The sequence below is a fragment of the Bradyrhizobium sp. Kon69 genome, assembly GCF_055807515.1.
The window spans coordinates 1-25,405 of record NZ_JBVVOS010000015.1 but is presented as its reverse complement, the minus strand read 5'-3'; the positions used below and the strand labels follow the sequence as shown (position 1 = coordinate 25,405).

Annotated in this window: 24 protein-coding genes; 12 read left to right on the top strand and 12 right to left on the bottom strand. The window is 64.4% G+C overall.

Annotated features, from left to right (window positions below; all coding sequences use genetic code 11):
• Nucleotides 1-148: 148 nt before the first annotated feature.
• The 3 genes from AC0L3U_RS20310 to AC0L3U_RS20300 all read left to right on the top strand — a co-directional run bounded on the left by AC0L3U_RS20310 (nt 149) and on the right by AC0L3U_RS20300 (nt 3,279).
• On the top strand, nt 149-1,120 hold the full coding sequence (locus tag AC0L3U_RS20310; protein ID WP_473362947.1) for a flagellar biosynthetic protein FliO: 972 nt from the start codon (nt 149-151) through the stop codon (nt 1,118-1,120).
• Nucleotides 1,117-1,878: a flagellar type III secretion system pore protein FliP gene (fliP, locus tag AC0L3U_RS20305; protein WP_027567605.1), complete on the top strand. Its 762-nt coding sequence runs from the start codon at nt 1,117-1,119 to the stop codon at nt 1,876-1,878. Before AC0L3U_RS20310 ends, fliP begins: the two co-directional genes overlap by 4 nt.
• A gap of 195 nt (nt 1,879-2,073) precedes the next feature.
• A complete protein-coding gene (locus tag AC0L3U_RS20300; RefSeq protein WP_473362946.1) occupies nt 2,074-3,279 on the top strand; it encodes a multidrug effflux MFS transporter in 1,206 nt (401 codons plus the stop codon).
• Between the two features lie 166 nt (nt 3,280-3,445).
• On the opposite strand, the gene AC0L3U_RS20295 is transcribed toward AC0L3U_RS20300, so the two are convergent.
• The 5 genes from AC0L3U_RS20295 to fliL all read right to left on the bottom strand — a co-directional run bounded on the left by AC0L3U_RS20295 (nt 3,446) and on the right by fliL (nt 10,249).
• Nucleotides 3,446-7,213, bottom strand: coding sequence for a tetratricopeptide repeat protein (locus AC0L3U_RS20295; RefSeq protein ID WP_473362945.1), 3,768 nt, complete (start codon nt 7,211-7,213; stop codon nt 3,446-3,448).
• Nucleotides 7,214-7,315: 102 nt separating this feature from the next.
• Complete coding sequence (locus tag AC0L3U_RS20290) at nt 7,316-8,074, bottom strand: MotE family protein (protein ID WP_247362564.1); 759 nt, start codon at nt 8,072-8,074, stop codon at nt 7,316-7,318.
• A 9-nt stretch (nt 8,075-8,083) separates the two neighbouring features.
• On the bottom strand, nt 8,084-8,530 hold the full coding sequence (locus tag AC0L3U_RS20285; protein ID WP_473362944.1) for a DUF6468 domain-containing protein: 447 nt from the start codon (nt 8,528-8,530) through the stop codon (nt 8,084-8,086).
• On the bottom strand, nt 8,527-9,729 hold the full coding sequence (gene fliM / locus AC0L3U_RS20280) for a flagellar motor switch protein FliM (RefSeq protein ID WP_007602134.1): 1,203 nt from the start codon (nt 9,727-9,729) through the stop codon (nt 8,527-8,529). The genes AC0L3U_RS20285 and fliM overlap by 4 nt, the downstream gene beginning before the upstream one ends.
• Nucleotides 9,730-9,748: 19 nt before the next feature.
• Nucleotides 9,749-10,249: a flagellar basal body-associated protein FliL gene (gene fliL, locus AC0L3U_RS20275; protein ID WP_247287339.1), complete on the bottom strand. Its 501-nt coding sequence runs from the start codon at nt 10,247-10,249 to the stop codon at nt 9,749-9,751.
• A gap of 379 nt (nt 10,250-10,628) precedes the next feature.
• On the opposite strand from fliL, the gene flgF reads away from it, so the two are divergent.
• Genes flgF through flgH form a run of 4 tightly spaced genes read left to right on the top strand, consistent with a single transcriptional unit; the run spans nt 10,629 to nt 14,116 of the window.
• On the top strand, nt 10,629-11,390 hold the full coding sequence (flgF, locus tag AC0L3U_RS20270; protein ID WP_456769149.1) for a flagellar basal-body rod protein FlgF: 762 nt from the start codon (nt 10,629-10,631) through the stop codon (nt 11,388-11,390).
• Between the two features lie 16 nt (nt 11,391-11,406).
• On the top strand, nt 11,407-12,195 hold the full coding sequence (gene flgG / locus AC0L3U_RS20265) for a flagellar basal-body rod protein FlgG (RefSeq protein ID WP_007602131.1): 789 nt from the start codon (nt 11,407-11,409) through the stop codon (nt 12,193-12,195).
• Between the two features lie 10 nt (nt 12,196-12,205).
• Complete coding sequence (gene flgA / locus AC0L3U_RS20260) at nt 12,206-13,345, top strand: flagellar basal body P-ring formation chaperone FlgA (RefSeq protein WP_473362943.1); 1,140 nt, start codon at nt 12,206-12,208, stop codon at nt 13,343-13,345.
• 3 nt (nt 13,346-13,348) lie between these two features.
• On the top strand, nt 13,349-14,116 hold the full coding sequence (gene flgH, locus AC0L3U_RS20255) for a flagellar basal body L-ring protein FlgH (protein ID WP_027567596.1): 768 nt from the start codon (nt 13,349-13,351) through the stop codon (nt 14,114-14,116).
• Nucleotides 14,117-14,410: 294 nt separating this feature from the next.
• Here the strand turns inward: flgH and AC0L3U_RS20250 are convergent, their stop codons facing one another.
• The 3 genes from AC0L3U_RS20250 to AC0L3U_RS20240 all read right to left on the bottom strand — a co-directional run bounded on the left by AC0L3U_RS20250 (nt 14,411) and on the right by AC0L3U_RS20240 (nt 16,903).
• Nucleotides 14,411-15,190: a 2-keto-4-pentenoate hydratase gene (locus AC0L3U_RS20250; protein ID WP_473362942.1), complete on the bottom strand. Its 780-nt coding sequence runs from the start codon at nt 15,188-15,190 to the stop codon at nt 14,411-14,413.
• Between the two features lie 519 nt (nt 15,191-15,709).
• A complete protein-coding gene (gene dksA, locus AC0L3U_RS20245) occupies nt 15,710-16,075 on the bottom strand; it encodes an RNA polymerase-binding protein DksA (RefSeq protein ID WP_008554760.1) in 366 nt (121 codons plus the stop codon).
• Between the two features lie 216 nt (nt 16,076-16,291).
• Nucleotides 16,292-16,903 carry an NAD(P)-dependent oxidoreductase gene (locus AC0L3U_RS20240; RefSeq protein ID WP_473362941.1) on the bottom strand — a complete coding sequence of 204 codons (612 nt, stop codon included), beginning with the start codon at nt 16,901-16,903 and terminating at the stop codon, nt 16,292-16,294.
• Between the two features lie 149 nt (nt 16,904-17,052).
• On the opposite strand from AC0L3U_RS20240, the gene AC0L3U_RS20235 reads away from it, so the two are divergent.
• Nucleotides 17,053-17,424 carry a winged helix-turn-helix transcriptional regulator gene (locus tag AC0L3U_RS20235; protein ID WP_473362940.1) on the top strand — a complete coding sequence of 124 codons (372 nt, stop codon included), beginning with the start codon at nt 17,053-17,055 and terminating at the stop codon, nt 17,422-17,424.
• Between the two features lie 4 nt (nt 17,425-17,428).
• Here the strand turns inward: AC0L3U_RS20235 and AC0L3U_RS20230 are convergent, their stop codons facing one another.
• Nucleotides 17,429-17,842, bottom strand: coding sequence for a flagellar assembly protein FliX (locus tag AC0L3U_RS20230; RefSeq protein ID WP_473347660.1), 414 nt, complete (start codon nt 17,840-17,842; stop codon nt 17,429-17,431).
• Nucleotides 17,843-18,112: 270 nt separating this feature from the next.
• Here AC0L3U_RS20230 and AC0L3U_RS20225 point away from each other — a divergent pair, with 270 nt between their 5' ends.
• The 4 genes from AC0L3U_RS20225 to AC0L3U_RS20210 all read left to right on the top strand — a co-directional run bounded on the left by AC0L3U_RS20225 (nt 18,113) and on the right by AC0L3U_RS20210 (nt 20,630).
• Nucleotides 18,113-19,237 carry a flagellar basal body P-ring protein FlgI gene (locus tag AC0L3U_RS20225; RefSeq protein WP_007602120.1) on the top strand — a complete coding sequence of 375 codons (1,125 nt, stop codon included), beginning with the start codon at nt 18,113-18,115 and terminating at the stop codon, nt 19,235-19,237.
• Nucleotides 19,237-19,602 (top strand): flagellar assembly peptidoglycan hydrolase FlgJ, encoded by a 366-nt coding sequence (gene flgJ / locus AC0L3U_RS20220; protein WP_473362939.1) that lies wholly within the window; start codon nt 19,237-19,239, stop codon nt 19,600-19,602. The genes AC0L3U_RS20225 and flgJ overlap by 1 nt, the downstream gene beginning before the upstream one ends.
• Before the next feature lie 11 nt (nt 19,603-19,613).
• Nucleotides 19,614-20,111, top strand: coding sequence for a hypothetical protein (locus AC0L3U_RS20215; protein WP_473362938.1), 498 nt, complete (start codon nt 19,614-19,616; stop codon nt 20,109-20,111).
• Nucleotides 20,112-20,270: 159 nt separating this feature from the next.
• Nucleotides 20,271-20,630: a hypothetical protein gene (locus AC0L3U_RS20210; RefSeq protein ID WP_027518930.1), complete on the top strand. Its 360-nt coding sequence runs from the start codon at nt 20,271-20,273 to the stop codon at nt 20,628-20,630.
• A 136-nt stretch (nt 20,631-20,766) separates the two neighbouring features.
• Here the strand turns inward: AC0L3U_RS20210 and flaF are convergent, their stop codons facing one another.
• The 3 genes from flaF to AC0L3U_RS20195 form a co-directional block, all read right to left on the bottom strand.
• Nucleotides 20,767-21,135: a flagellar biosynthesis regulator FlaF gene (gene flaF / locus AC0L3U_RS20205; RefSeq protein WP_007612319.1), complete on the bottom strand. Its 369-nt coding sequence runs from the start codon at nt 21,133-21,135 to the stop codon at nt 20,767-20,769.
• A 290-nt stretch (nt 21,136-21,425) separates the two neighbouring features.
• Complete coding sequence (locus AC0L3U_RS20200) at nt 21,426-23,714, bottom strand: DUF1522 domain-containing protein (protein ID WP_473362937.1); 2,289 nt, start codon at nt 23,712-23,714, stop codon at nt 21,426-21,428.
• A gap of 215 nt (nt 23,715-23,929) precedes the next feature.
• Nucleotides 23,930-25,405, bottom strand: a 1,476-nt coding sequence (locus tag AC0L3U_RS20195) for a DUF1522 domain-containing protein (protein ID WP_473362936.1), incomplete at its 5' end; no start/stop codon positions are given.

Sequence of the window (25,405 nt, the reverse complement as noted above, 5' to 3'; positions counted from 1 at the left end):
TGGATCGAGCGATTCATGGGTTATTAAGAGTTGGGGACGGCAAAACTTGCCGTGGGACGTTAAGAAATCGCAGTTTGGGGCAACGTAAGCCGGTGGTTGGCGCATCTGACCACGGGCCCGAGACAAGCGCCATTTGTCGGGGACAAGTATGCAAGGCAGCCCTATCACCTTCATCGTCGCGTTCATCGTCGTTCTGGCGTTGATCGGCGTCGCTGCATGGCTGGTTCGCCGATTCGCCACCAGCCGGCTCGGCGCCAACACCCAGCGCGGCCGGATGCCCCGGCTCGCCGTGATCGATGCCGCCGCGGTCGACGGCCGCCGCCGTCTGGTGCTGGTCCGGCGCGACAATGTCGAGCATCTTCTGATGATCGGCGGCCCCACCGACATCGTCGTCGAACCCAACATCGTGCGCGCAGCGCCCGGCCGCGACCAGCTCCCGCAGCGTCCCAATGCCGCCGAGCCACCGCGTCTTGCGCCGATGCATGATACCAGCAGCTGGGCCGACGAAGCACCGCGGCCCGAGCTGCTCGATCATCCCGAGCCGCACATGCCCGAGCCGCCACCGCGGCCCACGCGCCCCTCCTTCGCCGACGAAGTGCGCCGGCCGGCTCCCGCGATGGCCGAACGCCGCAACGAGCCGCCATTGGGCGGCTTCACCTCCGAGCCGATCGCGCCGCGCCCCGAGCGCGAGCTGCGTCCCGAACCTGTTCCGCCGCGCGTTGCGCGCAACGAACCCCCTCTGATGCCGCGTCCGCCGCGCCAGAGCGAGCCGGTGAAGGCGCCTCCAGTGCGCGCCGAGCGCGTCGCCGCGCCACCTCCGCCTGTGCCGCAGGCTCCGCCAGTTCCGCCGCCGGCGCCCGCTCCCGGGGCGCCATCGAGCGCCGAGCAGAATCTCGCCGAGATGGCGCAGCGGCTCGAAGCTGCGCTGCGCCGCCCCGCCGGCGAGACGCTTGCTCCTCCGGTCGCCCCGGAGCCCCCGGCCGCTCCTCCGCGTGTGGCCCGCAGCGAGCCGTCGGCACCACCGGCCCCTCCCGCAAAGCCGGCCCCGGAAAAGACCAGCTTTGAAAATCTCGAAGACGAGATGGCCTCGTTGCTCGGCCGTCCGAAGCCGTCTTCGTGAGGCTGCCGGCCCTCCCGCGTAGAGTTTTTTTTCTTTCTGTCCTGATCGGCGCGGCTTCGCTCGCGATGCCAGCGCATGCGCAGGACATCAGCATCAATCTCGGCGGCGGAGGCGCTGGCGGTGGCGGCGTCACCGAGCGCGCGATCCAGCTGATCGCGCTGCTGACGGTGCTGTCGATCGCACCGTCGATCCTGATCATGATGACGTCGTTCACGCGCATCGTGGTCGTGCTGTCGCTGCTGCGCACCGCGATGGGCACGGCGACCGCCCCGCCCAACTCGGTGATCATCGCGTTGGCGATGTTCCTCACCTTCTTCGTGATGGGACCCGTCCTGCAAAAATCCTACGACGAAGGCATCCGTCCGCTGGTCGCCAATCAGCTCGGCGTCGAGGACGCGCTTCAACGCGCCTCCGTCCCCCTGCGCGGCTTCATGCAGAAGAACGTCCGCGAGAAGGACCTCAAGCTGTTCCTGGATCTCTCCGGCGAGCCGCCGCCGGCAACCCCCGACGATCTCGGCTTACGCATCCTCGTCCCTGCCTTCATGATCTCGGAGTTGAAGCGCGCCTTCGAGATCGGCTTTCTGCTGTTCCTTCCGTTCCTGATCATCGACCTCGTCGTCGCGTCCGTGCTGATGTCGATGGGCATGATGATGCTGCCGCCCGCAACCATCTCGCTGCCGTTCAAGCTGATCTTCTTCGTGCTCGTCGACGGCTGGTCGCTGGTGGCAGGGAGCCTGGTACAGAGTTACGGGGGGTAGCCGGCCTGGGGAGCGGTCACTGCCCCTATCCTCTGGCCCAAGGCTTGTAGGGGTGCACTTCAGCTTATCAGCGCAATGCGGAAGCCTGCCACCGTGAGCGCGTTCGGTGGTTCGTGACATACCGGAATATGCTCAGGTTGCGCATTCAACGGGTCGTTGATATGATGGTTATCATTCATTGATCCGAAGCGGCTTATGACCAGCAACGTCGAAGACCGTCCGCTAGCTCGAGCCGTGCCACTTGGTCTTCAGGTCGCCGTTCTTGCTGCGCTGTCTGCGAGTGGCACGTTGGCCACCAACATTCTGTTGCCGTCGCTACCGAGTATCGCCGTCGCGGTGGGCGTTTCCAGCGCTCAGGTAACGTCAGCTATCACCATATTCCTCGCCATGTTCGCGGTCGGACAACTTGTTGTCGGTCCGTTGTCGGATCGTTTCGGCCGGCGCGTACCCGTGATGATCGGGTTTGCTGTATTTTTCGCAGGTAGCATATGGTGCGCGTTAGCCAATGATTTGGCGGCACTATTGATTGGCCGCGTTGTGCAGGCCGGTGGCGCGTGTGCCACGTCCGTCCTTTCGCGAGCTATCGCAAGAGATCTTTTTCAGGGCGAAAAGCTAGCGCGCGTGCTCACCTTTGTTATGGTTGCGATGGCAGCAGCGCCCGGATTCTCGCCCCTGGTCGGTGGCGCGCTGGATCATTTTTTTGGCTGGCGTTCAGCATTTGTGTTCGTCGGAATCTTCGCCGTCGTCGCCGCTTCGGCATTTCTTGCGGCTTTCGGAGAAACGCACCACGCGCCACGCGCCGAGTTCGATTTCTCGACGATCGCCAAGAATTACTGGTCGCTATCGACTGACCGCCGTTTCGTGGTTCCTGCCGCAACTGTTAGCCTCATCTTAGGTGCGCTGTTTGCAATGTTTTCGGCGTTGCCGCGTGTCTTGATAGAAGGCCTCGACTTCACGCCCATGCAACTCGGCCTGTTCTTCGCAGGCACTGTCATGATCGTCTTTAGCGCTGGCATTATCGCTACAAAAATCGTTCCGCACCTTGGTCTCGACCGATCGATTTGCATCGGCCTCGCGCTAGCCTGTGTCGGTGGCGGTATGGTGTTGCTATTCGCGCTTTTCGACGGGCGCTTTTTGCCATTTCTTGTCGGCGCATGCGTATTCCTGCTAGGCATGGGCATGGTCAATCCGCTCTGCAGCGCGCAAGCTCTTTCGCCATTCGGCGATCGCGCCGGTGCTGCCTCGGCCCTGTTGGGTTTCTGGCAGATGTTGGCCGCTGCGCTGGGCGTATCGCTTGCGGCGGTGATCGCAAGGAACCCTATGATCGGGCTTGGTCTTGTGCTTGTGCTTGCGTCGACTTTGGGCTCGGCAATTTATCAGGTGCGGGTAAAGCTCCATTAAGCCCGTTAACGTCGCTTGCTGGCCTTAGCTGCTTCGCTGTTTCTCCACGCGGGCTGATCAGGTTGATGAGTACGCGCTTCTGGGCGATCGTCTTCGGCCCCTGCCCGTCACTGCGAGGAGCTTGCTCAGCGGACACCTCTCGCGAGGTCCAGAAGGAGCAGCGATCCTACCGCGTCATCTTGATCTGCCGCACCACCGGGATCGTGGGCAGCGAGCCGGTGTGGTCGGATTCGTCCTTGGCCTGCGGCGAGGCCGGCGCGCGGGCGGTGGCGTCGGGGAAGCGCTGCTTCATCTCGCGCAGGAAGCCGTCGAGCGTGTCGACGCTGGCAGCCAGCTTGGCGATATCGGCAAATTCGGCGCTGGAGGCGCCGGTCGGTTTGCTGGCGATGTCGAAGGCGAGCCGATCGGCGCTCTCGCTCATCAGCGGCGCATATTTCTCGCGGAAGCGCGACATGCCGATCGAGTCGTCGGCGAGCGCATAACCGACGGCCGCGCGGATGATGTCGCTTTTCTCCACCGCGTTGAGCGGCTTGAAGTCGCGGAAGCGCTCGCCGTAATAAAGCTCGATCTGCTCGGCGGATTCACGCCAGCGCCGCGCCGCCCAGAAGATGTCGGAGCGCAGCCGCAGCACTTCGCGCCCCGTAACGTTGGAGACGATGTCGAGCGCGAGATCGTGGCGGCCGACGTCGCTCTGGGCACGCGCCTCCAGCAGCAGGCGTTGCTGCCTGAGCTCGCCTGAGAGGTCGCTGATACGGCTCGCGCGCAACGCCGTGATCGCCATGTCGGGTCTGCGGTTGGCGAGATAGATCATGGACAGGCGCGCGGCGACTTGCGCACGCGCCGCGCCTTCGAGGCGGTGGTCGACCTGGTATTGCAGGAGCTCGGCGGCCTGGTCGAGCAGATCGATCGAGGCGAGACGGTCGGAGAGGCGCCGGATCAGTTCGTCGCCGCGGCGGCCGATCGGCGTCAGCTCGCGGAACTCGTAGAACATCCCGAGCGCTTCGATCGGCGGCAGCTCGTCGCCCTTGGGCCCCAGGAAGATCTGCGTGAATAGGTCGGAGGCGAGGTCCTGCGCCTGGCGCGAGGCGTCCGCGTTCGGCTGCAGCTTTGTCGCGGTACGCGCCGCGGTGAGCGCGTCCCGGTAGCGCCCGTTCTCGGCAAACATCTGCGACAGCATCTGGAGCGTCTTGACCTCGATCGAGTCGCCGCGCCAGGTCATCGAGAGCGTTTCGAGCTCGCGCAGCGCGTCTTCCTTGCCGATCTCGTCGCGCTTCTGCCGCAGCGCGACCTCGAGCTGTTTGGCCTCGGCCGCAGCCGGCCGGTCGGACGAGCCGACCGCGAACTTGTAGTCGTCGAGCGCGTCCTTGTCGTGGCCGAGCGCCTCGGCGAGCCGGCCGCGCAGCACGGCAAAGCCGGGCGCGGCGTCGGGCGAGACGCCGACCACCTCGAGCTCGCTGCGGCGCTTGGAGGCGCCGGCATAGTCCTTCACCTCGAGCGAAGCGCGCATCGCCTCCATCGTCACGATGCGCTGGATGTCGAGCGGCAGCGAGGCGATGGCGAACTCGACGTTCTTGAACTTCTCGCGTGCGTCCGCCCATTTGCCCTGGCGCGCATAGGCGAGCGCCTTCCAAAGCTGTGAATCGTGGCTGTTGCCGATCACGGGGTTGGCGAGGTCCTTCAGGCCCTGCGCCGGCCGGCCGATCAGGATGCTCGCGATCGCATGCATGATCAGCGCACCGCTCTCCTCCTTGTTGAGAGGATCGGCCAGCATCAATTCGGTGACGGCCTTGGCCTCGTGATACATCGCGCGCGACATGTAGAATTGCGCGAGGTCGAGCCGCGGCAGCGAACGCATCGCCGGTTCGACGTTGGAGATCGCCGTGATCAGTTCGTTCTGGCGCGCTATGAAATTTTCCGACTGGCCCTTGCGCCAGCCTTCGGGGCTGAAGACCGGCCGCACCGCGGTCGGCGCGCGCTCGGCCGAGATGTCGACCGGCGACAGCGTCAGCCCACCCTTCTTGCCGAGGATGACCTTGTCGGCCCCGACCTCGACGCCGACCTCATCGGAATTCGGCCGGATCGCGATGCCATGCGCGGATTCCAGCAGCGCGAGATCAACGAGGTCTTGCCGCTTGATGAAACCGCGCACCGGCCGCTGTGCGGTGATGACATAGAGCGTGTCGCCGGCATCGGGATCGGTGAGCTTGTGCAGGAGCCCCGGATTGGCGAAGGGGATCGCGATGTTGGCAAGCGCCGGGTCGGTGATGTTGCGCGAGATCATCAGCGGCAGCGGCGTCGCCTGGATCTTGTCGGCGAGGGTCAAGAGCCAGTTGGTCTGCTTGCCGACCTCCTCGCTCGTCAGCGAATAGACCAGCGGCCGGGTGAGACGGATGCGCACCGCCTGTCCCTTCTCGAGCGGGACGCGGCCGACTTCCCCGATCATCGCACCGCCCCTGGTGCGGATCGCCTCGACGTCGATCAGCTTCGCCGTATCGAACACCAGCCAGACGGTATCGCCACGGCGAAACGCCGCCGCAGGCGTTGCGACCTGAAGCGGGAAGGTCACGCGCAGGCCGTCGCTGTCGCGGCGGACATCGACGCTGGCACCACTCGGTTGCGGAGCTGCGGGCGCCTCTGCTGGAGCAGCCTTGACGGCCTCCGTGGCCGGCTCCTTGACGGGTTCCTTGACGGGTTCCTTGGCAGCTTCCTTCACGACCTCTTGAGGCGCTTCGGCCATGACCGGCTTGGCGGGCGCGACCGCAGTTTCTGCAACTGGCGCAACAGTCTTTGCAACTTCCTTGACCGCTTCCTTGGGCGCTTGCGTAGCGTGCGCAGCTTCGAGCGCAGGAGCCGGCAGCCATTTCGGCGCTTCAGCGGGCGGCGGCATGGCGGCGGGCGCTTCCACCTTCACCTCGGGCTTGACGTCGATCCTGGCTTCGCGCGCGATCGTCTCGGATGTCGGCGGCGCGATCTCGCGCTGCGCGTCCTTCGGCTTCTCGACCGCCGGCTTTTCAGGCGCAGGTCCATGAGCGGCGGGCTTGGCCTGTGCGATCGCCGCCTCGGCCGAATTGGCCATCTTGCCCTTGTCCGGCTGGAAGGAGATGTCGACGACGTAGTTCTTCTCGTCGCGGAAGGAATGCACGTCGGAATCGCCGATCAGCGCGATCTCGACGCTGGTCTGGTCGATGTCGGCCTTCTGCTTGATCGAGGCGACGTTCGGCGGCGCTGCGACGACCGCGTCCGCTAGGTCGAAATTGAGGTTAGCGTTGAAGGCGAGCGTGAGCTTTTGCTCGTTGAGCACGGAGGACACACCGACGCCGTCGGGCATCTCGAACACGAAGCGGACGAAGGTCGGCTGCACCGAGGCGCGCACGCGGATCTGCGGACGCTTCTTGCTCTCCGCCGCGGCGCGCTGGGCGCGTAACGCGCGTTCGGCGACGCGCGCGCGCTCGGCGAGTTCCTTGACCACGTCCATCGGCAGGCTCGGCGGCGGCCCCTTCCAACCCTCCGGCAAGAGGTCGATGAAGGTTCGTTCGCCGGCATTCATGGTGTTGACGGTGACGCGCCGCGCCAGCGACAGCCGGATGGCGCCGCCGTCGGGATCGCGGCGGGCGGAGTTGACGTAGTCGGGCGCGCCTTCCGGGACGCGGTCGACGGGCACGTCGACCGCCCGGTCGAAGCGGATGACGAGAATGGAGCCGGCCGTCGTCACCTCGGAGGGGACGTCCTCCCCGAGCTTGATCACGAGACGGGCAAAGCCGCCGCCGGCCGAGAAAGTCGCCTCGCCCCTGACAGCGTCGGCCGCCCGGGCAGGCGCCGTGAAGCCGATCAGCAGGCCGGCTGCCAGCAGCGGCGCCGCGCGGACATGACGCGACAGCCTCCGCGCCAGGACGCGGGCTCGCGACACAAATCCAGCGGCAGCCTCTCGCGCCATTGGCGGCATTTCTTCCGGTTCGACGGTCCACGCCGGCGTTGGTGCCGGCCCCTGCCCCAGACTGTAGATTTTGGCAATTAAGGACTTCTTAAGTATGAGCCCTCAATTCGGCTTTTGCGTCGGCTTGCCGTCGATCTTGGGCAGCTCGCCAGCCGAGGCGGACTGATCGCCGCCGCCATTGGCCCGGCGGGCCATCTCGACCGTCAGCCGCTCGGCGGCCTCGGGGGACATCAGTCCCATGATGTCCGACATTTTTCGCGGCGCGATCTGCGAGGCGATCTCGATCAGCACGCCCATCTCGAGCCGGTCAAAGACTCGCGCGGCGTCCTTGGGTTTCATGCCCTCATACATGGTCACGAGGCCCTTCATGCGCTGGGCTTCGGCGGCCTTCTGCTCGGCCTGCGTCGCGGAGATACGGGTTTCTACCGCCTTCATCTCCTCGACCTTGTTTTCGATGCGCTTCTCGGCGGATTTCAACAGGCTCTCGCGGATGTCGATCTCGCGCTGGCGGGCCTCGATCTCCTGGCGGCGCGACTGCAGGCGTTCCAGGATCGCGCGCTCCGAGGCGGAGATCTGCGGCTGGGCTTCCTCCTTGACCGCCGCGCCTTCGGACTTGGTGTCCGGTGCGGCCGGCTTCGGCGCCTCCTTCGGCGCGCCATGGGTCGAGCCGGTGATATCGGGATCTTCGCGGCTCGCCGGGAAGTTCAGATTCTCCTGCGCCCAGGACTTCTTGGTCGGGCTCGGCTTGTAGTCGAAGACATAGCCGCCATTGATCACAAGACCCGTGACCTTCAGCGTGGCGAGGCCAGCGACGGCAACCAGCACGATCGGAATGACGCGGATGTTGCGAAAAGACTTCATACCCTGACTTTATGCGGCAAGACCGTTGGATCGTCGGCGTTCGGAGAAGGCTTCGGCCGCAGCCGCCACCGCCTTCGCCGACGAGGGCTTGGTTGCGGGCGCGGCGACCATTTCCGGGTTCGTGACGGGGCGCGCGGCGATCGCGATCTTGGACAGCCGCCGCACCACATTGTCGGCTTCGCCAAGCTGCTTGTAGAGCTGCTCGGACATCTGGGTCGCCGACGCGAGCTGGCTGCCGAGGTTCTCGTTGACATCGCGCACGGCGAGCTTCAGCCCGCCGATCGCGCGCTCGGCGATCTCGGTTGCGGTGATCAGCTCGCCGATGACCGCCTTCAGCGAATGCTCGTCCGCCTTCAGCCGCGTCAGTCGCTTGTTGAGCGTGACGCAGTAGACGATGGTCAGCATCAGCAGGATAGCCACCAGCGTCTCGATCGCCATTCCTAGGGAGTGGTTCATGGGGCCTCCATCATCTTGTTCTGCTCGTCGACCTTTTCGAACATCGCAAGTGTCGTACTTGGCTTGCGCAAGGGTTTCGTCACCCGTATCGCGACGCGGTCGCCGACCCGGCCCATGCGTCCTTCGGTGATGGTGACGTCGCCGCAGCGAACGGTGACGTTGGCATCCGCGCGCATGTCCAGCGGCAGCGTGTCGCCGACCTTCAGCCGCATCAGCTGCTTGAGCGGAATATCGGCTTCGTAGAGCACAGCGTCGACGGAGATCTCGGCCTGGACGATTTCGGTGGCGAAATGACCTTCCCAGATCTGGTCGCGGCCGAACTTTTCGCCCATGAACATCTGGAGCAGGACGCCCCGGATCGGCTCGATGGTCGCGTAAGGCAGCAGGAGCTCGATGTTGCCGCCGCGATCTTCCATGTCGATGCGCAGGCGCACCAGGATCGCGGCGTTGGCAGGACGGCTGATCGCGGCGAAACGCGGGTTGGTCTCGAGCCGGTCGATGGTGAAGGTCACCGGCGACAGCGGCCGGAACGCCTGTTCGGCATCGGTCATGACGACTTCGACGAGCCGCTTGACCAGCTCTGTCTCGATCGTGGTGTAGGGCCGGCCCTCGATGCGCAGCTGGCTCGAGCCGCGGCGGCCGCCGAGCAGCACGTCGATCATCGAGTAGATCAGGCTGGAATCGACCACGGCCATGCCGAAATTGTCCCACTCTTCGGCCTTGAAGACGGTGAGGACGGCTGGCAGCGGGATCGAGTTCATGTAGTCGCCGAAGCGCACCGAGGTGATGCGGTCGAGCGAGACTTCGACGTTGTCGGAGGTGAAATTGCGCAAGGAGGTCGTCAGCAACCGCACCAGGCGGTCGAAGACGATTTCGAGCATCGGCAGACGCTCGTAGGAGACCATCGCCGAATCGATGATGGCGCGAATGCCCGAATGGTCGTCGAGCGTGACGTCGCCGACCGCGAAGCCGAGGAGGTTGTCGATCTCCTCCTGCGACAGCACCCGTTCGCCGGAATTCTTGCCGGCGCCGAGATCGCGGCTGCCATCCTCGACCATGGCCGCCCATTGCAGGGCCATGGTCTCCGATAGTTCGTTTTCGGCAGCAGCTTTCGCGGCCTCGGCGGGATCCTCGGAATCGAGCGAGGCCTCCCATTGGGCGGCAATTGCATCCTGGTCTGGTTGGTCGGTGCCTGCCATGATCCCTAGCCCGTCATGCTCACTGGATCACGACTTCCTTGAACAGCACCGCGCTGACCTGGACCGGAGCGACCGCCGCGTTGACGCGCTTGGTCAGCTCTTCCTTGAGGCGGAAGATGCCGGCGGAACCGTTGAGGTCGGAGGAGCGCAGCTCGCGCGCATAGGTCTGGAAGATGTCGGTGATGCGCGGCATCGTCGGCTTGATCGCCTCGACCTGCTTCTCTTCCTTCAGCTCCAGCACGATCTTGAGCTTCAGATATTGCACGCGCTCGCCCGGCGCGCCGGCGAGGTTGACCATGATGTCGGGAACCTCGACGAAAGATGGCGGCTTCGGCGGAGGCGCCGCCTCGGCGTGATGCTCGTCGTCGCCGTGACGGAAAAAGAAGAACCAGGTCGCGGCGCCGCCGCCGAGAACGGCGAGCAGGCCTACCGCCATGATCATCAGCTTGAACTTGTTCTTGGGCGGAGCGGCTTGCGCGCCCTCAGCGGCTGCGCCGCCTTCCGCTTCATTCTCTGCCATGATCGCCGCGCTCGCTCATCTCTCAAAGGGGTCGAAAGAGCGAAGCTCCTGGCAGACAGTGACGCGATACAAATGCCCCAGCGCAGTGCTCCTCTTACGCCCAAACGCTACGGTAATAATGGTTAACGGAACCTTTCGATTGGGCCTTCGCTAGGAAAAATCTGCCGGGCAAACATGGCTAACAGACCCTTTCTGCCGCCTCCCCGTGCCCTCGAAAAACAGTCAACATATTGAAATTGAAAAGTTTTCCAGCTTGGCACGAGTTTCGCTGAGAAAGGATCGAGACCCAGGGTTTGGGAGAACCCGAGGTCTCGTTCACGGGATCGGCCAATGCGCTTGGGAGAGCGAGCTGGCGGATCTCACTCAGGGGAGATTTCCGATGCAGAACGCGCTTCTGATCGGCTTGTCACGACAGATGACGTTGGAACGGCAGATGGATGTCATCGCCAACAACGTCGCCAACGCCAACACCAACGGCTTCAAGGCCGACCATTCGCTGTTCGAGGAGTACCTCAACTCGAACGCGCGTGAGGACAATTTCGTCGGCTCCGACCGCCGGGTCTCCTATGTGCAGGATCGCGGCACCTTCCGCGACGTCGGCCAGGGGCCGATGGAGCCGACCAAGAATCCGCTCGACATGGCGATCAGCGGTAACGCCTATTTCGCCGTGCAGGCCAATGGCGCCGAGCGCTACACCCGCGACGGCAAATTCTCGCTCAACAGCACCGGCCAGCTCGTCACCTCCGACGGCAACCTCGTGCTGGGCACCAGCGGCCCGATCACCTTCCAGCCGACCGACCACGACATCAACGTCGCGCCGGACGGCACCGTCACGGTGCTCGAGGGCACGGCCAAGAACGACTCGATCCGCGGCAAGATCCGCATGGCCTCGTTCGACGATCCGGCCAAGCTGACCAAGCTCGGCGCCAACCTTTACAACATCGGCTCCGCGGTCCCGCAGACCGACACCAAGTCGACCGTGCAGCAAGGCTATGTCGAGAAGTCGAACGTGAACTCGGTCGGCGAGATGAGCCGCATGGTCGAGGTCATGCGCAGCTACACCGCCATGGCCACCCTGCTCCAGCAGCAGAGTGACATGCACAAATCGGCGATCGAGAAGCTCGCCGACGTTCCGGCCTGATTGAGGGAGAACTGACATGCAGGCGCTTCACACCGCAGCAACCGGAATGGCGGCACAGGAACTCAACGTTCAGGTGATCTCCAACAACATCGCGAACCTGCGCACCACCGGCTTCAAGAAGCAGACCGCGGCGTTCCAGGACCTGATCTACGAACACGTCCGCCGGGTCGGCGCCCAGTCGTCCGACCAGGGCACCATCCTGCCGGTCGGCGTCGACATCGGCGGCGGCGTCAAGACCGTCGGCACCCCGCGCAGCATGACCCAGGGCACGCTGTCGCAGACCGGCAACGACCTCGACATGGCCATCACGGGCGAAGGCTTCTTCAAGATCCTGATGCCCGACGGCAGCTACCAGTACACCCGCGACGGCACCTTCCAGATGGACAATCAGGGGCGCATCGTCACGGCGCAGGGCAACCCGGTGCAACCGACGATCACGATCCCGAACAACGCCTCGGGCCTGACCATCAACGTGCAGGGCCAGGTCTCGGTGACGCTGCCGGGTTCGTCGACCTCGGCCGTGCAGGGCCAGATCGGCCTGACCCGATTCATCAACAAGGCCGGCCTCCAGCCGGTCGGCAACAATCAGTTCACCGAGACGCCCTCCTCCGGCCCACCGCAGGACGGCACCGCGAGCTCGGAGGGTTTCGGCAACATCACCCAGAGCAGCCTCGAGCAGGCCAATGTCGACGTCGTCTCGGAAATGAGCGATCTGATCGCCGCCCAGCGCGCCTACGAGATGAACGCCAAGGTGATCAGCGCCGCCGACCAGATGATGCAATCGACCACGGCGCTGTTCCGCTGAGGTGATGACGATGATCCGCACCACCCTCGCCACCATCTCCGCTCTCCTCGTGCTGGCGCTGCCCGCACGGGCCGCCGACGATTTCATCGCGACGCCGACGCTGCGCGCGAGCATCACCGTGACCTCGGACGTGGTGCGGGTCGGCGATCTCGTCGACAATGCCGGCTCGGCCGCGCTGATCCCGGTCTACCGCTCGCCCGATCTCGGCACCACCGGTGCGCTGCCGGTCGCGCAAGTGCTGGCGGTGTTGCGCGCAAAGCAAGTGATCGGCGTGATGACCGGCGACATCAGGGAGGTCCAGGTCACCCGTCTCGCCCGCACGCTCGTGAACAAGGACCTCGAAACCGCGGTCGCCTCGGCGCTCGAGCGCCGCTTCGGACTTGGCGACGCCGCCAACATCACCGTCACGTTCGACCGCGGCATCGCCGACATGCGGTTGGATGCCTCCAACACCGGCGTGCTGCAGCCGGTCGCAACCCGCTACGACGCCCGCAGCGGCCGTTTCGACATCGCCTTCGAGATCAACAACGACAGCAATCCGGCGCCGACCAAGCTGCGTTTCACCGGCACCGCGATCGAGACGGTGGAAGTGGCCGTGCTGACGCGCGACATCGATCGTGTCGATCTCCTGAAGGCCTCCGACGTCGCCCTGGAGCGCCGACCAAAGGCCGAGGTCACGGGTGAGGCCGCCTCGCGCGACCGCACGCTCGGCATGCAGCTCCGCCGGCCGATGCGGGCGGGGACGCCGATCCGCGTCGCCGACATCGTCAAGCCCGACTTCGTGCAGCGCGACCAGAACGTCACCGTCATCTATCAGGTCCCCGGAATCTATCTCACCACGCGCGGCAAGGCGATCGAGAGCGGCGCCGAGGGCGACACCATCAGCGTGCTCAACCTGCAGACCAAGCGCACGCTGAGCGGCGTCGTCACCGGCCGCGGCCAGGTGACGGTCCAGGGCGCCAGCCAGGCCGCGCCGATGCCGGCCGCGGTCGAGCAGACCTCGTCGCTCAAGCGCGACGAGGCGCCCGCCCCCGTCGATACCGCAGCCCTCGTCCGGAACCTGGTCCAGGCCCCGGCATCGCCGGCCCAGATCGCGCAAGCCCAGATCCCGCAAGTTCGCGTCTCGCAAGCTCCAGCCAAGTCAGAGTAAGACATGTCCAGGTTCAGTTCGGCTTTTCGTCCCCGTCGCATCGCGATCTCTGCCCTGCTGCTGGCGACTTGCGCGCTGGCGAGCGGCTGCTCCTCGATCGACCGTTTGTCGCAGATCGGCGAGCAGCCGAAATTGTCGGCGATCGACAATCCGACGACGCAGCCCGGCTACAAGCCAGTGCAGATGCCGATGCCGAAGCCGGAAGTCGCCTCCTACAATCCGAACTCGCTGTGGCGGAACGGCAGCCGCGCCTTCTTCAAGGACCAGCGCGCCCATCAGGTCGGCGATCTGCTGACCGTGGCCGTGAACATCACCGACAAGGCCAATATCGAAAACGACACCCAGCGCAGCCGCACCAACAAGGAAGATTCCGGAATCACTGACTTCATCGGCGCCAAGACATTGGGCGCCCAAGCACAGAAGGTCTTGCCCGGCCGTATCCTCACCGCCGACTCGACCGCGTCCAGCGAGGGCAAAGGAAGCGTGGACCGCAAGGAAGCGTTGCAGACCAACGTCGCGGCCGTCGTCACCCAGGTCCTGCCCAACGGCAACCTCGTGGTCGAAGGCAAGCAGGAGATCCGCGTCAACTACGAAATCCGCGAGCTCATCGTCGCCGGCATCGTCCGTCCCGAAGACATACAGAGCGACAATACCATCGATTCCACTAAGATCGCGCAGGCCCGCATCGCCTACGGCGGCCGCGGCCAGATCATGGACGTGCAGCAACCGCGCTACGGCCAGCAAGTCATGGACGTGCTGCTGCCCTTCTAAGCTTCTCCCGAGCTCCCACATCGTGTTCGCGAACCTAGGCGCGGACGACGATGTACAACGCGGCCCTCGCTAGCTCCCCTGGCGAGGGCCGCATGTATTTTGGCGATGGCTGCATACAGCGCTCAGGCACGCGCGATTGTAGCGACGCCGCTATCCCCCTCTCCGCCCTCTCAGCTGTCATCGCCCGCGAAGGCGAGTGATCCCGTATTTCGAGACGTCAGTGATGAACCGAGAAGCCGCGGCATACTGGATTCCCAGCCTTCGCGGGGAATGACGACGCGGTGCCCGCAGCGCCTACGTAAACTCCGCCTCCACCACGCCCAGCCCGTCCAGCTCCATCCGCACCTTGTCGCCGGCCTTCAGCCACAGCGTCTTGACCAGGCTCCCGGTGAGAACGAGCTGTCCGGCGTGCAGACCCTTGCCCTCGGCGGCGAGATGGTTGGCGAGCCAGGCGAGTGCGTTGTGGGGATGGCCGAGCACGTCGGCGCCGGTGCCGTGGCTGACCTCCTCGCCGTTGACGATGGCGCGGCCTTTGACCGCCTTCAGGTCCGGCACCGACGAGCGCGGCACGACCTCACCCAGCACGCAGCCGGCGGCGAAGAAATCGTCGGCGATCAACGTCGGCGCGCCCATCGTTTCCCACTTCACATAGCGGTCGTCGACGATCTCGATCGCGGGATGATAGGCCTCGACGGCTTCGCCGACCCATTCGGCCGTGAACGGCGCCTCGCCGGCGGCGAGATTGCGCTTCAGCCGCACCGCGATCTCGCATTCGACGCCGACGCGGACATAGTCGGCAGCCGCGAGCCGGACGCCGCTGTCGTGCACGCCCTTCTGGAACACGCCGCCGCCGCAAGGGTGTGGAATGCCGATGTAATCCTGCATCACCTGGCTGGTGCAGCCGACCTTGTAGCCGACCAGCGGGCCGGCATGCGGCAGCAGCAGATCGTGCAGCGCGCGCTGGACCTGATAGCCCTCGGCTTCATCGGCGGGAGGAACTTCGAGCACCGCGAGCGGCGCATGGTTGCGGCGCGCCAGCGCGATCGCCTTTGCGGCTGCGAGAATTGTGTCCATCGGCGCCCGCTCCTACACACCACAATCGAGGGCGGTACTTCAGCATCCCCGCCGGGGCGTGACAAGCGCGGGGGTCGCGCGGCCGCACGTCATTGCCAGCCCGAGCTGAATGAGCTGCGGACGCTGATCGGCCACATCACGGCAAGCCTCATTGGCTGCGCCGGCGTTTAAGGAAATATTGAGCTGGTCCGGGCTTTATGGGGATGCGCACCTTGCAGCGTCGCACCAGGCCTGATTGCAGCAATGCGTGAAGCTGCTGGACCAGTGCCTCAGCATTCGAGTCGATGTCCTTGATGCGACTCGCAAAACCTCCCGCACCTGAAGTGAAGGCTGTTTCTCATCCGAACTCACGTGAACTCGGAGGAGTTGAGTCTAGCCCATTGATCGCGATTCACTTTTCGTGATTCCGCTCGCGCGCCGAACGCACGGTTGCAAGCGACAGGCAAAATGCTGATCACGACGCGAAAAGGCGCGCCTTGCGTTCAAAAAACAAAGAGCCGCATCGCTGCGGCTCGGACTCTATTCGTCGCGATAGACCTTCTCGCGTTTCTCGTGGCGCTCCTGCGCCTCCACCGAAAGCGTTGCGATGGGACGGGCCTCGAGCCGCTTCAACGAGATCGGCTCGCCGGTGTCCTCGCAATAGCCATAGGTGTTGTCCTCGATACGCTGGAGCGCGGCGTCGATCTTGGCGATCAACTTGCGCTGGCGGTCGCGGGCACGGAGTTCGATGGCGCGGTCGGTTTCGGACGATGCCCGATCGGCGAGATCGGGGTGGTTCACGTTCTCCTCCTGCAGCGCTTGCAGGGTGAGCTTGGACTCTTTGAGGATCTCATCCTTCCAGGCGAGGAGCTTCAAGCGGAAGTACTCCTTCTGCCTGTCGTTCATGAAAGGCTCTTTTTCGGTCGGTCGGTAGTTTTTCAACTTTTCCAAGGGCGGCCTATCTGTCTAAGCAACGACTCGTACGCGGAACGGGGTCCGCTGAGCGGGGCGTTATATAGCGGCCTCCTGTGACAGACAACGTTTCCCTGATCGCCCGACCGGCGCCCCCAAGCCCTTGCACAGGAAAGCTTTATCCTGAAGGGTCCGGGAGCGGCCGTAGACCTAGTAGCCGACCGTGAAACGTTGCCTCTCATGGGCCGGCCGCTCGATCTCGTCGGCGAGCGCGATGGCGTAATCCGCGAAGGTGATCCAGCTTTTGCCGTTCGCATCTGCGAGAAGCTGATCGCTGCCAAGCCGGAACTTGCCGGTGCGCTCCCCCTCGATGAACAGGGCCGACGGCGAGATGAAGGTCCAGTTCAGCTCCTTTTCCTGCCGCAGCAGGTCGAGAAAGGCCGAACCCGCCTCCGCCTCAGCCTTGTACTGAGCCGGAAAACCGGGAGTTGTCACCAGCTTGACGCCCGGAGCGACCTCCAGGCTGCCGGCTCCGCCGACGACGAGGTAGCGACCGACCTTGGAGTCCCTGGCCGCGCCGATCAGCTTGAGCGCGTCGCTGGCCAAGAAGTGCACGGAACTCACGGCGACGTCGTGCCCGGCCCACAGCTTGGCAAGGCCTGGCTGGTCGAGCACGTCTCCCTTGGTGGGGGTGACGTTCGACAGGGCCGCGATCTTTTCGGGGTTGCGGGCGATGGCCGTAACCGTGTGGCCGCGATGGAACAGTTCTTTGGTGATCTCCGACCCGGCCCGGCCCGAGGCGCCGGCAACTGCGATTTTCATGGAAGGCTCCTTTGCTTTTGTGGTAACTAACAGTGACTAGATATCGTAAAGAACGCTGGTGTTAAGAGAGCACTTTGTGCTTACCTGATTACACAGGAGTAACCGGCGCCGGCCGCCAAATAAGCGGAATGGATCGTGAGGACCCGACGATGAAGCCAGACGTCTATGCAGCGAACTGCCCCACGCGACAGATCCTCGACCGCGTCGGTGACAAATGGGCGGTGCTGATCCTGCTGCTCCTGCGCGAGGAGCCGATGCGCTTCAATCAGTTGCGCCGGACGATCGAAGGCATTTCGCAGAAGATGTTGAGCCAGGTTCTCAAGTCGCTCGAGCGCGACGGATTGCTCAAGCGTCACGCCATCGCAACCGTGCCGGTGACCGTGGAATACTCGATCACGCAACTCGGCGTGACGCTCGCCGCAGCCGTCGATCCACTGCGCGATTGGGCCGAACAGAATCTGAACGACGTGCTTGCCGCCCAGCGCCGCTACGACGCGCAGTTGAAGGATGAAGCGGCGTAAGGCGCTATGCCTGCCCGGCCTTGGCGAGCTCGACCTCGACGCGCAGCTCGATCTCGGACAGCACCGAATCCAGGCCGGGGTCGCCGGAGGACGATTTAAGGTTCGCCGCAGCGTCACGCAGCCGCATCACGGTCGAGGCGTCGAGCTTGCCGGAGAGAAGTCCCATCTTGAGATCGTCGAGCACGTCGAGCGCGGTCTTTCCGCGCACGACCGAGCGCTTGCGACGCTCGACGGGATCCTCCTCGATGCCTTGCAGCGCGAGCAGCCCGTCGATGTTGGCGGCGGCCTTCGGTGCGGCAGCGCCCCGCGTCTCCGGCGCCGACGAGGCGTCGGGCAGCACGAAGGTGCCGGAGCTCGTCCGCCTGGCCTGGCTGGCCGGCGTTCCAAGCGTGGTGCCGTTCGGTCCGTAGATGCGCATCGGAAGCAATCCGGGTGATCGATGCGCCACATTCGCCGTTTTATGGTTAACGGCCCGTAAACAGCCCGGCAAAATCTGCCGACGGGCGGCAGTTTCGCTCCTCAGGGACAACACAGGCTGAGGTCGGTGGAAACAGATTTATTCAACCTATTCAGCGACCTACCCCCGCTGCCCCGAGTTGGCACAGCGCTCGCAAGGACAGCGTCGGACCAGCTCGTCATGGGAGTGTCGTGATGGTCCTTTGATTTGAGGAGCCTCGGGGAGCAGAGGATGCCAAGCGTTCGTTGGGTGAGACTTGTGGGGGTGGCCTGCGCCGCGCTGTCAGCGCTGGTGCTCTCGGTCAATTCTGCAAGCGCGACATCGCGCATCAAGGATCTCGCCAACATCGAAGGCGTGCGGCAGAACCAGCTCATCGGCTACGGCCTCGTCGTCGGCCTCAACGGCACCGGCGACACCCTCAACAACATCCCCTTCACCAAGCAGTCGCTGCAAGCGATGCTCGAGCGCATGGGTGTCAACATCCGGGGCGCCACCATCCGCACCGGCAACGTCGCCGCCGTGATGGTGACGGGCAATCTGCCGGCCTTCGCCACCCAGGGCACGCGCATGGACGTCACCGTCTCCGCGCTCGGCGACGCCAAGAATCTCCAGGGCGGCACCCTGCTCGTCACCCCACTCCTCGGCGCCGACGGCAACGTCTATTCGGTCGCACAGGGCTCGCTCGCGATCTCCGGCTTCCAGGCCGAAGGTGAGGCGGCGAAAATCGTGCGTGGCGTGCCGACCGTCGGACGCATTGTCAACGGTGCCATCATCGAGCGCGAGATCGAGTTCGCGCTCAATCGCCTGCCGAACGTCCGCCTTGCGCTGCGCAATGCCGACTTCACCACGGCCAAGCGGATCGCCGCCGCGATCAACGACTATCTCGGCGTCAAGACCGCCGAGCCGATCGACCCATCGACCGTGCAGCTTGCGATCCCGCCGGAGTTCAAGGGCAACGTCGTCGCCTTTCTCACCGAGATCGAGCAGCTCCAGGTCGATCCGGATCTCGCCGCCAAGATCATCATCGACGAACGCAGCGGCATCATCGTGATGGGCCGCGACGTCCGCGTCGCCACCGTTGCGGTCGCACAGGGCAACCTCACCGTCACGATCTCCGAGAGCCCGCAGGTCAGCCAGCCCAACCCGCTGTCCCGGGGCCGGACCGTGGTCGCACCACGCAGCAGCGTCAGTGTCACCGAGGACGGCAAGAAGTTCGCCGTCGTCAAGGACGGCGTCTCGCTTCAGCAGCTCGTCGACGGCCTCAACGGTCTCGGCATCGGCCCGCGCGATCTCATCAGCATCCTGCAGGCGATCAAGGCCGCCGGTGCGATCGAAGCCGACATCGAGGTGATGTGATGCAGACCGGCATGGTCAACACCGCACGGGTCGCCAGCTCCGCCTTCACGGTGGAGAGCCGCAACGGCCGGCCGGACTTCGATCTCGCGGCGGCACTGCAAAAGGTCTCGCCGAAGCAGCAGGCCAAGGCGCAGAAGATCGCCACCGACTTCGAGGCGATGTTCCTCAACAGCATGTTCTCGCAGATGACCTCGGGCCTGAAGGGCGAAGGCCCGTTCGGCGACACCCCTGGCACCGGCGTGTGGCGCTCGATGCTGACCGAGCAATATTCCAAGAACTTCGCCAACGCCGGCGGCGTCGGCATCGCCACCGACGTCTATCGCACCCTGATCATGCAGCAGGCAAAAACGATCCGCACGGCATAAGGTCAAACGAGATGAATCACTTCAACGCCTCGCGTCAGCCGGTGCAAGCGCAGCGCCCGAACACCGCAGCCGGCAGCGCCGAGGCGCGCAAGATTGCCGAGCAGCTGATGGATGCGATGAGTGCCCTGCTCGGCTTGATCGAGCGCGAGACCGAGCTCGTGCGCGCCGGACAGGTCCGCGAGGCGATGACCCTCGAGAGCAAGAAGCAGGAGCTGTCGCGAAACTATGTCGGCGCCGTCACCCAGTTGAAGGCGAACCAGGCCCAGCTCGCCAAATCCGCGCCCGAGCTGCTCTCGACGCTGCATCGGAACCACGATGCATTCCGCGCGATGCTCCAGGTCAACCTCACCGTGCTCGCAACCGCTCACGCCGTATCGGAGAGCGTCGTGCGCGGCGTCAACGCCGAGATCCAGAAGCGCAACGTGCCGAACACCTACACGGCCGCGGGACGCCGCGCCACGCCGGGCCCGCGTCACATCACGCCGCTCGCGGTCAGCCGCTCGCTCTGAGCGCGCGCAACAACAAGCAACAATTTTACGAAAAACCGCGCGGCAACATCGTCGCGCGGTTAGCCACGTTTCCTTACCGGATGTTCAATCCCGGTGTTCCATGGTTGCGTATTGAGAGGGGTTGGGATTTGACTCACGTGAGGCAACCAGGAGGCTGCCATGAGTACAGATTTCAGCATCAGGCCGGTGGGGATACCGGTTGCCGTGCAGATCGTAACGACGTCGAATGCGGCGGCGAACGAGGCCGTGCAAACCGATCTGCCCGTGAGCCAGACAGTGGCCGCTGGCGACGCGAGCGCGCCTGCACGCAATGACTTGCGAAGCAACGAGAACGTCTCACGCCAGGTCGTGTTCGACCAGGCGGCGGCGTCGTTCGTCTTCCAGGTCGTCAACGACAGGACCGACGCGGTGGTCAACCAGTTCCCCGACGAAGCAATGCTGCGCCGGCGGGCCTATTTCCATGCGCAGGATTTGAAATCCGAGCCCTCGCGTCCGGCCAGCACGGACCGCAGCGCCTGACAATCAGGCGTCGAGCGTCGCAACGGCAACATCGAGATCGCTCGAACCGATCGCTGGACCGGTGACGAGGTTCCTGATCTGCGTCTTGCTGGTATCCTCAGCATGAATTTGCCGAAGCGGAACGAGCCGTGCTCGATCACGGACGGCCGGACAGACCAGCGGCGATATTGCGGTTGATCTCGATCAGCGGACGGAAATGATCGAACTGCGGGCTCATCTGCAGCGCGGCGGTCTGGCTCAGCACGAACACGCTGATGTTGGCGATCTTCTGCCGGACGTCGATCGGCTGCGGATTGTTCTCGCGCATGGCCTCGCTCAGGAAAATCGTCCAGAGCTTGCGATTGAACATCAGGGCCTGCGTGGTCTGCTCGCTGAACGGCTCGGCGCTGTTGATCGCATCCTGAAGCTTGTTCGCGGCCTTGAGCAGGGTCTGCGCTTCGATGTCGCGAGGAGATGCGGTGGTCGTTGCAACACGCGCGTAGGCCGAGGCAGCGGAATTCGACATCAATCACACCCTGGAGGTTACCTAGCCCGTTGAACGCGCTTAAGGATTTGTTTCCCGACCCTAGGCAGCACCGCTTAAGATTTGCTTACATGTGTGCTTGGAAGCACTCCGGATTATTACGGGTCTCGGAGTTCTTCGTCGTCGTCAAGCTAGACGCGCATGTGCACGCTGTAAACACGTCACGCTGGTGTGCGTCGATCTCAGCTAATCCTGCCTTAGCGATCTGCGTAAAATGAACGGCGGAGCGTTAGCCCCGCCGCGAAATCGATGAGTGATCTTGCGCCGCGAAATTAGCGGAGCAGCTGCAACACGCTCTGTTGCGACTGGTTGGCCAGCGACAGCGCGGAGACCGCGATCGACTGGCGGGTCGACAGCGCCTGGCTGTTCGCCGCTTCCTCGTTGGTGTCGGCCAGCGTCAGGTTGGCCGAGCCGGTCTGCAGAACGTTGATCAGGTTCTTGGAGAAGTCCTGACGCACCTGCACGATCGACAGATTCGAACCGAGCGAAGAACCCTCGGAGCGCAACGTGCTCGAGGCGGCATTCAGGCTGGCCAGCACCTTGTTGGTGGCACCGTTGTCGATGAAGTCCGTGCCCGGAACGAGATTGCTGAGACCGAGGCCGGCCGCGTTGAACACCACGCCGTTGATGCCGAGCGTCGAGCTGCCGTTCTCGTTGAAGACCAGCTTCAGCGTGTCGCCGTTGAGCAGGTTGACGCCGTTGAAGGACGAGTCCTGCGAGGTCGTGTCGATCTGCGCCAGGATGTTGTTGAACTGACTGACCAGGCCGGAGCGCGCGGTCTGCGCGACGGGATCCTGAATCGGGGGCTGCGCGGTGGTAAAGGCCAGCACGCCGGAGAGCGTCCCGCCGACCGTACCGCCAGCGGTACTCGAGCCGAGGGTCGAGGATGCGTACTCGTTGACGGTGGTGACCGTCAGCACGCCGTTGGCGTCGATCGTCGCCGTCAGGTGATTGGCCTGAAGCTGCACATTGAGCTGGTCGAGCGTCTTGACGGTGCCGTTGGTGCCGTCGCCGAAGGTGACGTTGACCGGCGTGCCGCCGTTGAAGGAGGTGAAGGTCAGCGTTTTGCCGGCGACGCCACCAACACCGGAGTTGCGCGCCGCGGCGAAAGCGGTCGCCGTTCCGGTATTGCCGCTGAGACCGAACGCGTTGAGCGCATTACCGGTGCCGGTGATCGACAGGTCGGCGTTGATGCCGGTGGAGAGCGCAAGCTGACCGCTGCTGTTGACCGACGAGGGGATCTGGCCCGCGGTGGTCGACAGCGTCGCCGAGCCGTTGAAGATGCTGGCGGTCTTGACGCCGGTGGCAAGGTCGATCGAGTTGAGCAGATCGGAGAGCGTTGCGCTCTGGAGGTAGACGGTCGAATTGCCGTTGCCGTCGGTGACGATGTTGCCGTTGACGCCGCCGGAGGTGACGCTCAACGCCGACTGGGGCGACTGGGCGTTCTTGAAAGTGATGGTGTGGCCGTCGATGTTCAGCGTCGAGCCGTCCTGAACGAGGGAACCGAGCGAGCCCGCGGTGGTCGATCGGTCCGCGGTCACGCTCGCATTGCCCGCGCCAGTCGCCGCGGTCAGACCGAGCTTGTTGAGGAAGTCGGCCTTGCCGGTCACGCTCAGGTCGGCGCCGGTCGAACTCTTCAGCGTGACTTGGCCGCCCGTGACGGACGATGCCACCTGCAGCGTGCCGATCGGACCGCTCGAGCCGCTGACCGTAATGGTTGCCGCGCCTGCACTGATTGCCGCGGTCTTGACGCCGCTGGCGAGGTCGATCGCGCTGAGGACGTCGTTGATAGTTGCGCCGGGCGCAGCCGGCGTTCCCTCGTAGACGATCGAATTGCCGTTACCGTCGGTGGCGATGTGCCCGCTGGGGTTGAGGCCCCAGCCGGTCGGCTGCGTCGTCGGGGCAATACCGGTGCGGAAGGTGATGGTCTTGCCGTTGACCGTGATGGTGTCGCCGTCCGCGGGCGGCGCGCCGAAGGTGGTGGATGTCGTGGTGCCGACCAGCGTGGTGGTACCGGACAGTGCCGTCGTGCCGTCGGCCGCGGTCGCGGCAAACCCGACATTCGTGCCGGCGTTCGAGCCCAGCGAGGCGCCGAGCGCGGCGGTTCCCGTGACCGGAGTTACGCCACCGGCTGCGCCGGTATAGAGCACGTTGCTCTTGGCGGTCGCGCTCGCATAGGAGGTCGTGCCGCGCAGGTCGGCGGGCGTCGCACCGGGAATCGTGGTGGAGACGTTCGATTTGGTGGAGTAGCCGACCGTGGTCTGGAGCGCCTGGTTGGCGATCGACTTGGCGCTGTCGATCAGCTTCTGCAGCGAGGTGATGCCGGTGTTGGCGGCCTGGAGCACCTGCACACCGTTGTTGATGCCATCCAGCAAGTTGCCGATGTCGCTCGCCCGGTTGTCCAACCCCTGGGCCGTGAAGAAGTTGGTGGGATTGTCGAGCGCCGTGTTGACCTTCTTACCGGTCGACAGCCGCTCCTGCGTCGTGGCCAGCAAGTCGGCCGTCGACTGCAGCGACAACAGGTTCTGGCGAACGGACGCCGAGAGAACGATGTTGGACATTGGCGAGTCTTCCTCTTGAACCGGGTACGAATCGGCCGCGCGGTCTTGAAAGCGGGCTTTTGTCCAGTCTTAGAGGCTGTCCTTTAAAGTATGGTTAACGCCGGTTTAAGGGATAGGGTTAATGCGCGGTGAACGTCCCTGCCCGCCTCCGGACGCAAAAAAGCGGCGGGGCAAATGACCCCGCCGCTCTTGTTTTATTTAATGATACCAGCTACTTAACGGAGTAACTGGAGCACACTCTGCTGCGAAGTGTTGGCCAGCGACAGCGCGGAGACCGCGATCGACTGGCGGGTCGACAGCGCCTGGCTGTTGGCCGCTTCGACGTTGGTATCGGACAGGGTCAGGTTGGACGAACCGGTCTGCAGCACGTTGATCAGGTTCTTGTTGAAGTCCTGACGCACCTGCACCACCGAGAGGTTCGAACCGAGCGCTGAGGCTTCCGAGCGCAGCGTGCTCGACGCGGCGTTCAGATTGGTCAGCACGCGGTTGGACGCGGCGTTGTCGATGAAGTCGACACCGACGGTCAAGGCCGCGAGGCCCAGACCCTTGGAGTTGTAGGTCACGCCGGTGATGTTGAGGCTCGACTTGCCGGTCTCGTCGAACACCAGCTTGAGCTGGTCGCCGTTCAGCAAATTGACGCCGTTGAACGAGGAGTCCTGCGAGGTCGTGTCGATCTGGTTCAGGATGTTGTTGTACTGAGATACCAGGTTCGCACGGGCCGTCTGTGCAACCGCATCCTGGACGGGGCTGGAAGCCGTCGAGAAGGTCAGCGCCGAAGTCAGCGTGCCGCCGATGCCACCGCCTGCGACGGTCGAACCGATCGTCGAGGACGCGTAGTCGTTGGACGCCGTGATGGTCAACCGGCCGTTGGCGTCGATCGTGGCAGCCAGATTGTTGGCCAGAAGCGCCGTGTTGAGCTGATCGAGCGTCTTGACCGTGCCGTTGGTGCCGTCGCCGAAGGTGACATTGACCGCCGTGCCGCCGTTGAAGGCGGAGAAGGTCAAGGTCTTGCCGGCAATGCCGCCGACGCCCGAGGTGCGCGCCGCGGTGAAAGCCGACGCGCTGCCGGTGTTGCCGGCAAGACCGAACACGTTCAGTGCATTGCCGCTGCCCGTGATCGTCAGATCGGCATTGATGCCGGTCGAGAGCTTCAGCTGACCGGACGTATTGATCGTCGAGTTCGACTGGCCTGTGGCGGTCGCAAGCGTCGCGGTGCCGTTGGCGTTGATCGTCGCGGTCTGCACGCCGGTGGCAAGGTCGATCGCCTTCAGCACGTCGTTGACCGTGCCGGCCTGCAGATAGACCGTCGAGTTGCCGTTGCCGTCGGTGAGGATGTTACCGCTGGCACCGAAGCCGCTCGGAACGCTCGGAGCACCGGTCGAGCCCGGGATCGGCGCGTTCTTGAAGGTGATGGTGTGACCATCGACGTTCAGCGACGAACCGTCCGTGATCGTCGCACCCAGTGAGGCCGAGCTCGTGGTCCGTGCGACGTTGACGGTGGCGTTGCCTGCACCCGTAGACGTCGTCAGGGCGAGAGCCTTGAGCAGGTCGGCCTTGCCGGTAACGCTGAGATCCGCACCCGTCGAGCTCTTCAGCGTGACGGCGCCGCCGACAGCGGTCGAGACGGCAGCACCTGGCTGGCTGGCGCTCGTGGAGATCGTCGCAGCGCCGGAGGTGATGGAGACGGTCTT

What these genes read in the sequence shown, in the direction of transcription:
- AC0L3U_RS20310 (WP_473362947.1), top strand. Translation starts at nt 149, where the DNA reads ATGCAAGGCAGCCCTATCACCTTCATCGTCGCGTTCATCGTCGTTCTG.
- AC0L3U_RS20300 (WP_473362946.1), top strand. Translation starts at nt 2,074, where the DNA reads ATGACCAGCAACGTCGAAGACCGTCCGCTAGCTCGAGCCGTGCCACTT.
- AC0L3U_RS20295 (WP_473362945.1), bottom strand. Translation starts at nt 7,213, where the DNA reads ATGGCGCGAGAGGCTGCCGCTGGATTTGTGTCGCGAGCCCGCGTCCTG.
- AC0L3U_RS20290 (WP_247362564.1), bottom strand. Translation starts at nt 8,074, where the DNA reads ATGAAGTCTTTTCGCAACATCCGCGTCATTCCGATCGTGCTGGTTGCC.
- AC0L3U_RS20285 (WP_473362944.1), bottom strand. Translation starts at nt 8,530, where the DNA reads ATGAACCACTCCCTAGGAATGGCGATCGAGACGCTGGTGGCTATCCTG.
- fliM (WP_007602134.1), bottom strand. Translation starts at nt 9,729, where the DNA reads ATGGCAGGCACCGACCAACCAGACCAGGATGCAATTGCCGCCCAATGG.
- fliL (WP_247287339.1), bottom strand. Translation starts at nt 10,249, where the DNA reads ATGGCAGAGAATGAAGCGGAAGGCGGCGCAGCCGCTGAGGGCGCGCAA.
- flgF (WP_456769149.1), top strand. Translation starts at nt 10,629, where the DNA reads ATGCAGAACGCGCTTCTGATCGGCTTGTCACGACAGATGACGTTGGAA.
- flgG (WP_007602131.1), top strand. Translation starts at nt 11,407, where the DNA reads ATGCAGGCGCTTCACACCGCAGCAACCGGAATGGCGGCACAGGAACTC.
- flgA (WP_473362943.1), top strand. Translation starts at nt 12,206, where the DNA reads ATGATCCGCACCACCCTCGCCACCATCTCCGCTCTCCTCGTGCTGGCG.
- flgH (WP_027567596.1), top strand. Translation starts at nt 13,349, where the DNA reads ATGTCCAGGTTCAGTTCGGCTTTTCGTCCCCGTCGCATCGCGATCTCT.
- AC0L3U_RS20250 (WP_473362942.1), bottom strand. Translation starts at nt 15,190, where the DNA reads ATGGACACAATTCTCGCAGCCGCAAAGGCGATCGCGCTGGCGCGCCGC.
- dksA (WP_008554760.1), bottom strand. Translation starts at nt 16,075, where the DNA reads ATGAACGACAGGCAGAAGGAGTACTTCCGCTTGAAGCTCCTCGCCTGG.
- AC0L3U_RS20240 (WP_473362941.1), bottom strand. Translation starts at nt 16,903, where the DNA reads ATGAAAATCGCAGTTGCCGGCGCCTCGGGCCGGGCCGGGTCGGAGATC.
- AC0L3U_RS20235 (WP_473362940.1), top strand. Translation starts at nt 17,053, where the DNA reads ATGAAGCCAGACGTCTATGCAGCGAACTGCCCCACGCGACAGATCCTC.
- AC0L3U_RS20230 (WP_473347660.1), bottom strand. Translation starts at nt 17,842, where the DNA reads ATGCGCATCTACGGACCGAACGGCACCACGCTTGGAACGCCGGCCAGC.
- AC0L3U_RS20225 (WP_007602120.1), top strand. Translation starts at nt 18,113, where the DNA reads ATGCCAAGCGTTCGTTGGGTGAGACTTGTGGGGGTGGCCTGCGCCGCG.
- flgJ (WP_473362939.1), top strand. Translation starts at nt 19,237, where the DNA reads ATGCAGACCGGCATGGTCAACACCGCACGGGTCGCCAGCTCCGCCTTC.
- AC0L3U_RS20215 (WP_473362938.1), top strand. Translation starts at nt 19,614, where the DNA reads ATGAATCACTTCAACGCCTCGCGTCAGCCGGTGCAAGCGCAGCGCCCG.
- AC0L3U_RS20210 (WP_027518930.1), top strand. Translation starts at nt 20,271, where the DNA reads ATGAGTACAGATTTCAGCATCAGGCCGGTGGGGATACCGGTTGCCGTG.
- flaF (WP_007612319.1), bottom strand. Translation starts at nt 21,135, where the DNA reads ATGTCGAATTCCGCTGCCTCGGCCTACGCGCGTGTTGCAACGACCACC.
- AC0L3U_RS20200 (WP_473362937.1), bottom strand. Translation starts at nt 23,714, where the DNA reads ATGTCCAACATCGTTCTCTCGGCGTCCGTTCGCCAGAACCTGTTGTCG.